The 13,165-nt window shown below is 53.8% G+C and carries 12 protein-coding genes and 1 pseudogene; all 13 read right to left on the reverse strand.

Annotation, left to right across the window (positions count from 1 at the left end; translation table 11 throughout):
- Positions 1–15: 15 nt before the first annotated feature.
- On the reverse strand, positions 16–774 hold the full coding sequence (locus HMPREF1546_RS17210) for a phosphoadenosine phosphosulfate reductase (RefSeq protein ID WP_021747343.1): 759 nt from the start codon (positions 772–774) through the stop codon (positions 16–18).
- Positions 771–2,840 carry a DNA topoisomerase 3 gene (locus HMPREF1546_RS17215; RefSeq protein WP_021747342.1) on the reverse strand — a complete coding sequence of 690 codons (2,070 nt, stop codon included), beginning with the start codon at positions 2,838–2,840 and terminating at the stop codon, positions 771–773. Before HMPREF1546_RS17215 ends, HMPREF1546_RS17210 begins: the two co-directional genes overlap by 4 nt.
- Positions 2,837–3,616: a DUF4366 domain-containing protein gene (locus HMPREF1546_RS17220; protein WP_021747341.1), complete on the reverse strand. Its 780-nt coding sequence runs from the start codon at positions 3,614–3,616 to the stop codon at positions 2,837–2,839. Before HMPREF1546_RS17220 ends, HMPREF1546_RS17215 begins: the two co-directional genes overlap by 4 nt.
- Positions 3,609–3,845, reverse strand: coding sequence for a DUF4315 family protein (locus HMPREF1546_RS17225; RefSeq protein ID WP_006573549.1), 237 nt, complete (start codon positions 3,843–3,845; stop codon positions 3,609–3,611). The genes HMPREF1546_RS17220 and HMPREF1546_RS17225 overlap by 8 nt, the downstream gene beginning before the upstream one ends.
- A gap of 16 nt (positions 3,846–3,861) precedes the next feature.
- Complete coding sequence (locus HMPREF1546_RS17230) at positions 3,862–6,069, reverse strand: C40 family peptidase (protein WP_021747340.1); 2,208 nt, start codon at positions 6,067–6,069, stop codon at positions 3,862–3,864.
- Positions 6,069–7,097: a site-specific DNA-methyltransferase gene (locus HMPREF1546_RS17235; RefSeq protein ID WP_021747339.1), complete on the reverse strand. Its 1,029-nt coding sequence runs from the start codon at positions 7,095–7,097 to the stop codon at positions 6,069–6,071. The genes HMPREF1546_RS17230 and HMPREF1546_RS17235 overlap by 1 nt, the downstream gene beginning before the upstream one ends.
- The gene (locus HMPREF1546_RS17240) at positions 7,097–7,690 is read right to left on the reverse strand and encodes a hypothetical protein (protein WP_021747338.1); all 594 of its coding nucleotides are present in this window, start codon (positions 7,688–7,690) and stop codon (positions 7,097–7,099) included. Before HMPREF1546_RS17240 ends, HMPREF1546_RS17235 begins: the two co-directional genes overlap by 1 nt.
- A gap of 17 nt (positions 7,691–7,707) precedes the next feature.
- Positions 7,708–10,107 carry a VirB4-like conjugal transfer ATPase, CD1110 family gene (locus tag HMPREF1546_RS17245; RefSeq protein WP_021747337.1) on the reverse strand — a complete coding sequence of 800 codons (2,400 nt, stop codon included), beginning with the start codon at positions 10,105–10,107 and terminating at the stop codon, positions 7,708–7,710.
- 1 nt (position 10,108) lies between these two features.
- Positions 10,109–10,489: a PrgI family protein gene (locus HMPREF1546_RS17250; protein WP_005934790.1), complete on the reverse strand. Its 381-nt coding sequence runs from the start codon at positions 10,487–10,489 to the stop codon at positions 10,109–10,111.
- Positions 10,458–11,048, reverse strand: a complete 591-nt coding sequence (locus HMPREF1546_RS17255; RefSeq protein ID WP_036629184.1) for an MT-A70 family methyltransferase — start codon at positions 11,046–11,048, stop codon at positions 10,458–10,460. Before HMPREF1546_RS17255 ends, HMPREF1546_RS17250 begins: the two co-directional genes overlap by 32 nt.
- 13 nt (positions 11,049–11,061) lie before the next feature.
- Positions 11,062–11,931, reverse strand: coding sequence for a VirB6/TrbL-like conjugal transfer protein, CD1112 family (locus tag HMPREF1546_RS17260; protein ID WP_007046101.1), 870 nt, complete (start codon positions 11,929–11,931; stop codon positions 11,062–11,064).
- A gap of 39 nt (positions 11,932–11,970) precedes the next feature.
- Complete coding sequence (locus tag HMPREF1546_RS17265; RefSeq protein ID WP_021747335.1) at positions 11,971–12,186, reverse strand: Maff2 family mobile element protein; 216 nt, start codon at positions 12,184–12,186, stop codon at positions 11,971–11,973.
- 131 nt (positions 12,187–12,317) lie between these two features.
- A pseudogene (locus HMPREF1546_RS17270) lies at positions 12,318–13,136 on the reverse strand (VirD4-like conjugal transfer protein, CD1115 family); the annotation flags it as partial.
- Positions 13,137–13,165: the final 29 nt, after the last annotated feature.

Raw genomic sequence — 13,165 nt, forward strand, 5'->3', positions numbered from 1 at the left:
TCAAACCTCCATTTCTTATTTTCTTTCGGGTGAAGAAAACCCCGTCTGAGATTTGCTCAATAAACGAGCCTTTACCTCAGACGGGGTTTCTCTGCGTGTCAGCCGACGATGAAAGATGTTATCCTCCTTCTCCCATTCAATCAGTCTGTCAAACAGCTCCGGGTGTTTTGTAATCATGTGCAACAGCTCTTCGTCGCTTGCATTGGGACAGAACCAGCAGCCGTTTCTCCGGCAGTGAGCATAAATTGGGGAAAGCAGCCCGTGATCCTGACAGAGCTTGTAGGCGTCCGCCTCGGTCATACCGTATTTGGCAAGCAGACTGACCTTCGTTATTCCATCCAGACGAGCAAGGCGTTTTGGCTCATCCTCCGCGATGCCGACATAGCTCACGGTGTCCGGAGAAAGCGCGGCATTGTACTTTCGGACGGGCGGGATTTTGCAGTCCCGATTGACTGCACACATACCAGCCCATGCGAAGCCGCGAACCTCGCCCTTATGCGGTCCACGGGTGATGACATGATGGAATACGTCATCGTAGGTCTTGTCTGCATGGAGAATGGTGAACTTGATGCCCAGTTCCTTTTCACAGAAGGGCTTGAGCCGGTCATAGATGAAGTCCCGGTGTTCCGGGACTTCACCGCTTGTGTCCTGATCAAACATGACTTCGCTGAAAACTGCCTCGTCCAGCGGTTCCTTGTGCTGTGCAGCCAGCAGGAGCGTCGCTACGCTGTCTTTGCCTCCGCTGCAAGAGGCAACATACTTCGGGCGGATCATCGGTCGAACTCCATCTTGAAGCTGACGTATTTGCCGCCGCTGTCATCCAGCCGGATCACTGCATCGTAGAGCTGGGGCTTCTTCGGCGTGTAAAGCCCGGTCACTCGGCACCAGCCCTTGTCCAGCAGCTCCTTTGCAATCCTCTTGGTCAGCTTCTTTTTCTTGCTGGAAAAGAACTTGTTGTCTTCCCACAGGCAGAAGGAGCATTCCTTGTTCGAGCAGTAGAAATTGCCCTTACCGACGTAGACCGGAGAGCCGCAGCGGGGGCATTTGCCGATTTCCTCTTTGCCCGTGCCGAAACGCTGGGCTTCGGCATCGGAGAGGAACGGGTAGGCTTTCACGAGATCCCCGGTCATCCGGACAATGCCGCTGAGGAAGGCGTCTGCATCCGCGTTGCCGCGCTCAATCTCCATGAGCGTGTTTTCCCATTCCGCCGTCATTGTGGGAGACGTGATCTGTTCCGGCAGGACGCAGACGAGGTTGCAGCCGTCCTTTGTGGGAATAAGGGATTTGCCTTTGCGCTCTGCAAAGCCGGACTTCACCAGCTTTTCAATGATACCGGCGCGGGTCGCGGGTGTTCCAAGACCTTTCTTCTCGGTGTCATCGTCAAACTGATCGTTTCCGGCAGTCTCCATCGCAGACAGGAGCGTGTCTTCCGTGTACTGCTTCGGAGGCGTTGTGAAGTGTTCGGTGACGCTGGCGGACACATTATCCAGAACATCGCCCTCATGGACTTCGGGCAGGGACTTCACGGGATCGTCCTTTTCCTTCGTTTTGAGGGATGCCTTGAACAGTTCCTCGACGGCTTTCCAGCCGTTTTGAACGACGGTCTTGCCCTTGGTTTTGAACGCATATCCTTCGCAGGAGAGCGTGATCTGCGTTTCTGCGTAGGTGTGCTTCTCGCCGGTCGCACACAGAAGGCGCATCCCAACAAGATTGAGGATTTTCTGCTCTGACTGAGGGAGCGCCGAAACATCCTGCTTTTCGAGCTGGACGGTCGGGAGAATGGCGTGGTGATCTGTGACCTTGCTGTTGTCGGTTACGCGGGCAATGTCCGGAGTGACCGAAACGTCGGAGAAAAGCGGAAGCTGGCGGCAGACGATAGAAATGACCTGACGGGCGGTGTCCTCCATATCGTCCGTGATGAACTGGCTGTCTGTGCGTGGATAGGTCAGGAGCTTCTTTTCGTAAAGCGTCTGAACGAGATCGAGTGTCTGCTGGGCAGTGAAGCCGTAGTATCGGTTTGCCTCGCGCTGCAAGGTAGTCAGATCGTAGAGCTTCGGAGGATTGACGGTTTTTGTTTCCTGCTTGAGAGAAGAAACGACGGCTTGCTTTTTCTCGCAAGCCGCCGCAATTCTTTTTGCTTCCTCTTCGGTTTTGACCTTTTCCAGATCGGCAGTCAGATCGCCCTTGCCGACGTGGACGTTGAAATACTTCTCCTTCTGGAACGTGGAGATTTTCCCGTCACGCTCTACCAGCATTGCAAGGGTCGGCGTCTGGACGCGCCCGACCACCAGCTTTTTGTGATAGAGCGTGGTGAACAGGCGGGTGCCGTTGATGCCGACAATCCAGTCTGCCTTCGAGCGGCTGAGTGCCGCTTCATAGAGGCGGTCATATTCCTTACCGTCCCGGAGATGCCGGAAGCCCTCACGGATAGCGGAGTCCTCCAATGAGCTGATCCACAGACGCTTGAAGGGCTTGGTGCATCCGGCTTTGTCGTAGACCAGCCGGAAGATCAGCTCACCCTCGCGTCCTGCATCGGTTGCGCAGACCAGCTCGGTGACGCGCTTGTCCTTCATGAGAGCGGACAGCACCTTGAACTGCTGTGCTTTGTCCTTCGTGACCTCAAACATCCAGCTTTCCGGAACAATGGGCAGATCGTCATACCGCCACTTGGCATACCGCTCATCGTAGGAGCTGGCGTCTGCCAGCTCCACCAGATGACCGAAGCACCACGAAACGATGTAATCGCCTCCCTCCATGTAGCCGTCCTTACGGGACGTTGCGCCCAGCACCTTTGCAATGGACTGGGCGACGCTGGGCTTTTCAGCAATGACTAAGATCAATCTTCATCACCATCCGTTTCAGCATCCTCCGCGATCTGCGGCTCTTCATCCTCGTTGATGTACGGCTCTTCCTCGTAGCCTTCATCGTCGAAGAAGTCCATGTCCTCATCCTTGGGCTTTCTACCCTTGACGAACTTGATGTAGTAATAAGCTGCACCCGCAGCACCGGCAAGGGCAAAGATGACGAGAATCATGCCGATGTTGGATTTCTTTTCGGGTTTAGGGGCGGGAGCATCGGTTTCCGCATCCTTGTCCGGCTCAGGTGTAGCGGGGGCTGTGCCGGTGCATTCGCTCATGTTGGTCTTGCAGACCGGGCAGTCGGTATTGACTTGACCGGCAACGCATTTTTCCTTGCAGTTACAGGTGGTCAGAGCCGCCGCAGTATCATCATCCAGCAGCGCAAGCAGATCGCTTTCATCGACCATGTTGAGGAAGTACGTCTGATACTGTTCCTCATCTTCGTTGATCGGCGCATCGTAGTCGATGACAATGAAGAAGGTGTTGCCGCTCTTCGTCTGGACTGTGATGAACTGCTTGTTGGTTGCCTTATCATAGAGCAAGTCGCGGGTGTAGGCATTGCCCTCATCGTCAATCGGCTCACACTTCGGCTTTTCCGGCGTGGGAGTGACTGCGGGCTGCTGTTCGGGCTGGGTTGCCTCCGTGACGGGAAGGTTCTGCTCGGTATCATCGGCGTAGGCAAACGCCGTGACCGAGAAGCAGGACAGAACCATGACGCAGACCGCAAGGACGGTCAGAAAACGAAACTTCTTACGCATTGTCGATTACCTCCGTATTTTCGGCGGGCTTGGTGCCGCCCTTCATGGAAGACAGGAACGCCATGATCTGATCCTTGTCCATCACCATAGAGCGCACGGTGTTGATGATTTCAAGGTTTTCCAGCTCTGTCTTCTTGTCGTACAGCTCCTTGAGCTGACCTTCGATTTCGGACTTCTTCTTTTCAGCCTTCTCAATGTCGGAGAGGACTTTCTGATACTTGGGATTCATGCAAAACTCCTTTCTTTTAATAGGCGGGTCTTCCGAAGGCGTAGAAATGCTGCTGCCAGTAGGAAGAGTTGATGGATGTGTACTGAATGGGATCGCCGCAATGGATCATGACCCCATCACCGACATAGATGCCGACGTGGGACACGCCGGGGGTGTCATACGTCCCGACGAAAAAGATGAGATCACCGGGCTGTGCATTCGCCTTTGAAACCGGCGTACAGACGTTGTAAAGCCCCTGCGCGCCCAGCCGTCCGGTGTTCACAAGTCCGCTGTTCGTGAGAACATAGCTGACGAAGCCGGAGCAATCGAAGGATGTGTCGGGATTGGAGCCGCCCCAAACATACGGATAGCCGAGATACTTTTCCGCCTCGGTGATCAGTGTCGCAAACTTCTCGTCGTTCAGGTATTCCGGGTTGACATCGTAGTCGGCGGGAGGATTTGTGATGTACTTGTCCACATAGGGAGAATCACCGAACAGATCCTCGCGGTTGCCCAGCACCGACATATACGTTGCGTACATGGAGAGCTGTTCCTGAGACATGATGTAGACCGGGACATGGGAGAGATTGAAGTTTTCGAGCTTCACGTTGCAGATGTAGTAGTCATACGGGACGCGGTAGGTTTCCGTGTGCGTGTTGCCGTCCGCGTCCGTCCATGTGTCGGTCTCCGTGCGGTATCTCGTTTCGACGATGACCTCTTCGGTGAGGATGTACTGCTTGTCGAACAGCATTTGGAGCGTGCCCTGCACCTCATCCAGCGTGAACTCGCCCTCGTGGAGAGCCGAGAGAATAGAGATCAGCACATAGGAGTCATGCTCAATATCGTCCAGATCGAAGTGGTATTCATCATAGTTGTGAGTGCTTTCGTAGGTGTCGAGATAGCGTTGCAGATCTTGCTCCATCCGGCAATACTGCGCTTCTGCGCCCAGCATCGCATCATCCTCGCTGAGATAGGAGGAAGCGATAACCGACGAGCCGGTAGAGGTGAGCATCGAACACGAGCTGATTCCGGCACCGAGCAAAACGAGAAGGGCAATTCCGACGCCGATCCAGATGAAGACCTTCTTGTTTTTCTCAAAAAACTCCTTGATCTTGTCAGACACCTTTTCACCGAGCTTCTTGCCGGTATTCTTTGTGGCAGTCCCGGCGGTCTGAGAACCGGCATTTCGAGCGGCGGCATATTCCGTCTTGATGTTCTGCTTCTGATAGTGTTTGTTCATGTTCTGCTTCTTCATCTCAGGATGCTCCTGCTGATTTCTTTCATATTGGAGCTTCGCATCCGCAGCATCCGCCTTGTGTTCCAGCTTGGAGACCTTCTCGTAGGGCTTGTTGACGCTGCTTTCCCGATGATGACTGAAATGCCGAGCGGCAGTCTCAGCGGCGATCTCCGTTTTATGCGCCGCCTCAACCGCCGTGTTTTCCTGTTCGACCTCATGGATTTTGCCGTGAATGCCGGAAGCGAGGGTGTCACCGACCTTGCGGACGGTTTTATCCGCTTCAAATTGCAGCTTGCCTTTGCCCTTTGGTTTTTTCAGCTCATCCTCAAAATGAAGGCGGGTTTTGCCCTTACCGCTCTCTTCATCAAAAACGCGCTCCTTCTTGAGAACCTTGTGCGTGGGTAGCTTCTCGCGGGCAGCGTCCAGACGCTCATGCGCCTTTTCGGACTTCCTTTCGAGCTTCTGCATCCGCTTCGTGGTCGAGACGGCATCGTCGATGATCGGCTTTGCAGAGGAAGTCTCCGCCGCTTGGGAGAGAACAGCATCCGCATCAACGGCTTCAACCGCAGAGGTCTTACGCAGCTTGTGCGTGACAACTGTTTCGGCAATCACCGTGCCGGTATGAGAAGAAACGCCGTGCTGCTCTAAAGTTGGAGGCTTGAACGGCGTTTCTGACGAAGGCAGCGGTTCGGATACATTCTGGGGTAGATTTTCTGCCCTTTTCTCTTCTGTGACGGACGTTTCCGAGGGCGGCTGTGTGTCGTTATCCTCGGCGTGTTCCGCCTGAAACTGACGCTGTTGACGGCGCATCTGCACCTTTTTCTGTTCCTCTTGGGAAAGAGCTTCGGAAGGCACGGCTGTCTCAGCGGGCTTGACCAGCTCTGCATCTTCCAGCCGTTTTGACACACGCTGTTCGGTGCCAGCCGTCAGGTTTTCCTCGACTGCGCCCTCCCGCGTCATCCGCACGACTACCTTGTCGCGGGCTTTGAGTTCCGGTTCCTTGGGCATCAGATTTCACCTCCAATCCGCTTGTAGGCAAGCTCGGTGTATTCGGGGTTCAGCTCTACGCCCACAAAATGCCGCCCCATCTGCGAAGCAACCATGCCGGTTGTGCCGCTCCCCATGAACGGGTCAAGCACAATGCCGCCTTCGGGACAACCGGCGAGAAGACAGGTCTCAACGAGCTTCGGAGGGTAGGCGGCGTAGTGACCGCCCTTGAAGGGGACGGTGTTGATCTTCCAGACATCGCGTTTGTTGCGGAGCGGATTGATGTCTGCGTCCTTGATCTCACCGTGTTCACGCGGACGGTTGATGGATTGCGGCTGAGGCTGACCGGGAACGGGCTTGCCGTATTTGTTGCCGCCCTTCATGCCGCGCTTGAGGCGTTCCGCCGTTGCGGGAGCAATCGGCTCGGAGATTGCCTTGTAGTCGAAGAAATACTTCTTGGACTTGGAGAACAGGAAGATATGCTCATAGCAGCGGGATAGGCGGTCTTTCACGCTCTCCGGCATGGGGTTATCCTTCATCCAGATGATGTCATTGCGCAGATACCAGCCGGTATCACGGAGAGCAAAAGCCAGCATCCACGGAATGCCGATCATGTTCTTCGCCTTGCAGCCCTCAACCTTGTTGTTGAGAGCCACAGCCTGACCGTTTCTGCCGTTGGGGTTCTTCGGGTCAACAAAGTCACCCTGATTGCCTTTCCCGGCGTAGGTGTCCGAGATGTTCAGCCAGAGCGTACCATCCGGACGCAAAACGCGCCTGACTTCGGTAAACACTTCCGTCAGGCGCGAGATATATTCCTTCGGCGTTGTCTCTCTGCCGATCTGAGCCTCCATGCCGTAATCGCGGAGTGCGTAATACGGCGGGGACGTCACACAGCAATGAACGCTGTCATCGGGCAGAGTTTTCAGGATTTCAAGGCAATCGCCGGTATGAATGATGTCAAGTTGTATGGTGGTGTACCTCCTGTTCTGTTGGATTTGTGTTTCCGTTGAAATGTTGGCTGTAAAACCCGACAACATTTCAATAGGCATCAGTCGGAGTAATACTCGTCCGGCTCATAGTCCTCATCTTCCATGAAGTCCTCGTCGAGATCGTCAATCTCGTCCGCCCAACGGTCGAAGATTTCCTCGGCTTCCTTTGCCGCCTCACGATAGAGGTTCAGGCGGTTCTTCTCAAAGGCAGCGAAGGCGGGGATGAACTTGCCGAACTCACGGATTGCCTTTACATCCTGCGTGCGCATATCTGCAACGCACTGGATAATTTCGGACATCGTGAGCAGATCGTCGATCATCAGCTCATACTCGCCCTTGGGGATAGAAACGGTTTCATCGTCACCCGCGTCAGCGAAAGGGGTATTCTCATCGCTGTTGCTGCACTTGGGAACATCAACATTGAAGTAGAAACCGATCATATCCACAGCTACCTTGGTCATAATCTGACGCGCCTCCTTGACCTTTTCGTCGATGCCATCCCTCACATGGAGGTAGGCGCGGTGATGCTTCTTGAGATCGCTTTCCAGTCGGATCAGATCGGTCAGCTCCCACAGAGCCTTAAACAGCGCGGAGGTGTTCTCTCCGTATTCGATAGCGTCCGCGTAGGGAATGGTAATCATCTTGTTGTTCATATTCAAAAATCCTCCTATCAGTTCTGTACGGTTTCTTCGGGTTTGGTGGTCATGATGCGGTAAAGCTGGGTGTCCTTCGGGAAATCGTCCTTGAAGGGAACGATGGTCGAGCCGTAGAAGATCAGCCCCTCACCGGCATTGGAATTGGTGATGTAGTTCTGCTGGCTGGGCGAGATGTTCAGCGCCTTCGAGAGAATCTGCCGGTCGCCGGATGCCTGATTCAGAAGGTAGACAAAATCCGAGTTTTCAAAGATGTTTTCCACCTCGCGGGACGCAAGCAGATCCTTGACGTTCTGGGTAATGCCGGTCGGAATGCCGCCCCATTTTCTGAAACGCTTCCAGATTTCTACGCTGTATGCGGCGGTCTGTTCCTCTTTCAGCAAAAGGTGGAACTCGTCCATGTAGTAGCGCGTTGCCTTGTGCTGGGCGCGGTTGAGGGTAACTCTGTTCCACACCTGATCCTGCACGATCAGCATACCGAGCTTTTTGAGCTGCTTGCCGAGTTCGCGGATGTCATAGCAGACAAAGCGGTTGTTGACATCCACATTCGTTCTGTGATTGAAGACGTTCAGAGAGCCGTGAACATAGATTTCAAGGGCAGTTGCGATGCGCTGTGCCTCCGGCTCCTTCTGATTTCTCAGAATGTTGTAGAGGTCTTCGAGGATCGGCATTTTCTCCGGTTTGGGGTCTGCAAGAAACTCCTGATAGACCATGCGAACACTGCGGTCAATGATGGTCTTCTCAACCGGCTGCAAGCCGTCCTTGCCGCCGACAATCAGCTCACACATGGAGAGGATGAAGTCGGATTTCAGCGTCAGCGGGTTTTCCTCTTCGGAGTAGTTCGTGTTGATGTCCAGCGGATTGATGTAATCCGTGCTGACTGGCGAGATGCGGATGACCTGACCGCCGAGCTTCTGTACGAGGGGGAAATACTCGGCTTCGGGGTCGCAGACGATGATGTCATCCTCTGTGATGAGGAAGGCGTTCGTCATTTCACGCTTGGCGGAGAAGGACTTACCGGAACCGGGCGTACCCAAGATCAGCCCGTTGGGATTCTTGAGCTGCTTGCGGTCCACCATAATCATGTTGTTGGACAAGGCGTTCAAACCGTAATAAAGAGCTTCCCCGGACTGGAAAAGCTCCTGTGTGGTGAACGGGATAAAGACCGCCGTGCTGGAAGTGGTCAGTCCGCGCTCAATCTCCACCTGATTGACGCCGATAGGCAGAGAGGACATCAGCCCTTCCTCCTGCTGGAAGTCGAGACGCTTGAGCGCACAGTTATACTTCTGGGCAATGGCGGCGGTCTGGAACACCGCGTTTTCGAGCTTCTGGCGGTTGGTTGCTGTGTTCATGATGAGGATGGTCACGAGGAACAGTCTCTCATTGCGGGTCTGGAGATCCTGCAACAGACGCTTTGCCTCACCGCCGAAGGTGGCGAGATCGGACGGGATGATGTCCATATCGTAGCCGGAGCGGACTGCCTTTTTCTGCTCTTCAATCTTCATCTTGTCGAGGTCGGTGATCTTCGACTTAATGCTCTTGATTGCCTTCGCCTGGTCAATCGTCCGGATATGAAAATTGACCGTGATGTTGCTGTCCATCTCAAGGAAGTCGGCAAGCATCCGGTCATTGAGTTCCGGCGCAAGGATTTGCAGGAAGCTCGCCGCGCCGATGGTTCTGCCCATCTTGAAGCACTTGCCTTCACGGAAGTCAAAGGAAGTGGGCGCGATGAAGTCCTTCGTGCTGAGTCCTGTCCGGGCAACCATGTCGAAGGAAAAGCGGAACGGCTCATTGGTGTCCATGTTGAACACATCATGAAGCACTTTCAGCCGTTCGTAGCCGGACAGCGGCTCCGTCCTCACACCGAGGGTTTTGAAATTGTTGAGAATGTCGGTTTCAATGCGTTCGAGCTTCGGCTTTGCCGTGCGGAGGGAGTCTGCCTCAATGCCAAAGGTGATGTACTTCTTCTTGACCAGTCCGTTGTTGCCCTTGGTGAGCTGGCTTTGCAGCATACCGGAATACTCGGAGCGGATGTCGTTGAAGGCGTCCTCCTGTGCCGGAATGTTGATGCGTTTGCGGAACTCATTGAGGCTTGCCTTCTGATTGATGAAGGAGAGCTGGACGAAAATCGAGCTGTCGAAGTAGTTCAGAAAGTCGCACCATGCTTCAAAGATGGCAGTTTTGTCCTCGTTCTGCGCAAGTTGGTAGTTGATGTCCTCAAAGGCGATGGACTTCGTGTAGAGGCGGCTGTTCACCTTGCAGACACCGTCGCGGCACATCTCCACATAGGGAATGGTCTGCTGGGCGGACTTGCGGACTTTCTTCGCCTTCCTGTCCTTTTTCTTCTGCATGACGATCCGCTTTTTCTCCTGAGCGGAAAGGGCATCGCCATAAACGACGCCGTTCTTGACCGTCATCTTAGGCTTTGCCTTTGCTGTGCTGTTGTTCAAGCTGCAATTCCTCCTGTTCTTTGATTTTCTGCTGAATCTCAGCGTAGAGATTGTTTGTGCGATAGGGACGCACCTTGTCTCGGATAAACATGGACTGTACAATGTGGTACAGATACTTTTCGGCGGGCTGACCGTCCTTCTCGTAAAGCGCGAAGAAGATGAACGGGAGCATGATCACCACCATCAGCATTGCCGCCGTAGACAAGTCGAGATGTGCCTTCGCCAGAAAGAAGATCGGAACGCCGACTGCCGCAGCGATGGAAAAGCAAATGAGCTGCCGCTTGGTCAGGTTGAACATGACCTTCGTTTTGACACGGTTAAGGTCCTTCGGGACCGGAACAAATGCCATTAACTGTTTCCTCCTTTCCAAGAGTAATGCTGCATTCGACCTCGTTGCCCCAGACATCCCAGCCTTCGGGGGACTGACGGGCAAAAAGCTCCACGCGGGGAAGGTCTCCCATGAGCCGAACAATGCGCTCCCGCACCTCATCCGGCTTTTTGGAATGCTCTTCGATGTGGCTGAGGATGACCTGACGCACACCGGCGTCAACACGCTTCGGATGCCCCTTCGTAGCAAGGATGCAGATTTCGGCGTTTGCCCTTGTCCAATACCCCATGCCGGTGAAGAGATCATCGTTCCTGCGGTTTTGCTTCACCCATACAAAAGCCACGGTCTTATAAGAAAAGCCCCATGCCGTCAGCACTTCGAGTGCTTCACAAAGGCACGGGAACGTGATCCAGAGGAACAGGGCGCAGTCCTTCGCGGCAAGCTCACTAACCGGAAGTGCCTTGATGTCCTCAATGCACATCGTCGGATAGTGACTTTCCGCCGACCGTCCCTGTCCTTTCTTGGAGTAAGTCCGATACGCCCAAGGGGGATCGGCGTAGATGATGCTGTATTTTTTCATGCTGCCGACCTCCTTAGTGCGCATGGAAGATGGATTTTGCAAGGCTTCCGGTCTTGAACAGCGAGAAACACAGAATGACCGTGTACGCTGCCACAGAGAACAGAGCCGAGTGAATGTTGTCTGCGATAATCATGCCGTTGATCAATACTGCATAGATGCCGACGCAGACCATGATGAGAAAGCCCTGAAATGCCAGAGCGAACAGACCTTTGAGATAGTTCGTGCCGATGCTGCCCCATTCGCGGTTGCTCATGGTTGCGATGGGAATAGGCGCAATGCTCACGGTGCAGTAAATCTCAATCATGCGCCCGTAGAGGATGACTGTAATGAGGATTGCCATGATTTTGAGGCACAGGCTGATCAGAAGCGTTTCTATCGACAGTCCGAGCAGTTCTCCGACGCCCATGTTCTCCATGCCGGTACGCATCTGCGCAATCGTCGAATCAATATCAATACTGGTGTTGCCGTGAATGACACCGGCTGCACCGGAAACCACGTTCTGCCCGATGTCGAATACTGCCATCACGATGTCAAACGTATGCGTCACGAGGTAGATCGCCACAGCCGCCTTGAAAAACCACTTGAAGAACATCCATGTGTCCATGTCATGAAGGTTGTTTTTCTCGGTGATCATGGAAATCAGCTCGTAGCACAAAACGAAGGTGATGATGATACCAGCGATGGGGACTATCACGTTTTCGGATAGTCCCCGGATCATCTGGTACACGCCGCCGTTCCAGCCGGACGGTGTTTGCCCAACTTCGGCGGCAATCGTTCCTACCTTCTCGTTGACATCGGTGAACATATTGGTCAGGTTGCTCTCGATCCATCCGATCAGCATATCCTTGAGAGCCTGTTCGATCTTTTCTAAAATGCTGCCCAATATTTCACCACCCTTCGGTTAAGCTGGGCTTGCCGTGGATTAGCCGAACAAACCGGAGAGCAGGGGGATGAGGGTCGTGCCGATCAGCACCACACCGCCGCCAGCCATGAGCTGCTTTACACCCTGAGACTTAGCGCCGGGGTTGTCGTTGCCGTAGCCTTCCATGAGGTTGACAACACCCCACACTGCGAGACCTGCGCCGAGGGCGATAACGAGCGTCTGAAGAACCGTGACAGCCTGATTGATGAAAGCCATAGATTTTCCTCCTTGATTTGAAAAAGATTGGTTGTGTATTTTTGAAAATGGGCATAAAAAAAGAAGCCCCGTCGCTGTTCTGCTTTGGGAGCCATCAGGCTTTACCCACTGCGCAGTGCAGCGACGGGGCTTTAATCCGCTTCGACCTCGCCCATATCATAGAGGTCGAATGTGTCATCGGGCTTGACTACCAGCTTGTGCTGCCGGTACTTCTCGATGTCAAAGGCGTTCCGCTTGTCGTAGTCGGAGAGCTGCCGGTACTTGGGATGCTTCGTAATGTCGTATTTGTTACTGAGAAAAGGTCTCACGCCTCGAAGCTGCAAAATACACTTAGCTCCGTCCATGACGGCAATCTCATCCTGAGACATCAGTTCCTTGCCGGTCTTCTGATAATTCAAGCCGTAGGAGTTGTTGTTGGAACGGGTTTCTGAGGTGTTGTAAAGGTCGATTGTCTCCTTGCCCAGCACCTCGCTGATTTCCTTGAGCGTGGATTTCTCCTTGCCGCCGAGGAAAAGTGTGCAGTCACAGTTGCCCGTGATGGTGTCCGCCGCGTCCTTGTAGATGGTTTTGAGCTGAGACTGGGACTGCAAGATGATTGACGCCGAGATTTCCCGGCTTCGTATGGTGGCGATGAGCTTATCAAACTTCGGGATTTGACCGATGTTCGCAAACTCATCCAGCAGACAGCGCACATGGACGGGAAGCCGTCCGTTGTAAACGTCATCTGCTTTGTCGCACAAAAGGTTGAAGAGCTGGGAATACATGATCGCCACGACGAAATTGAAGGTGTCATCAGTATCGGAAATGATGACGAACAGTGCCGTCTTCCGGTCTCCGATGGTGTCCAGCTCCATCTCATCGTAGCTCATCAGCTCCCGCAGCTCTGCGATGTCGAAGGGCGCAAGCCTTGCACCGCAGGAAATCAGGATCGACTTCGCAGTTTTTCCAGAGACGAAAAGTCAAGGACTTTTTCATCAAA

It is taken from the genome of Oscillibacter sp. KLE 1745 (assembly GCF_000469445.2).
Lineage (GTDB): Bacteria > Bacillota > Clostridia > Oscillospirales > Oscillospiraceae > Oscillibacter > Oscillibacter welbionis.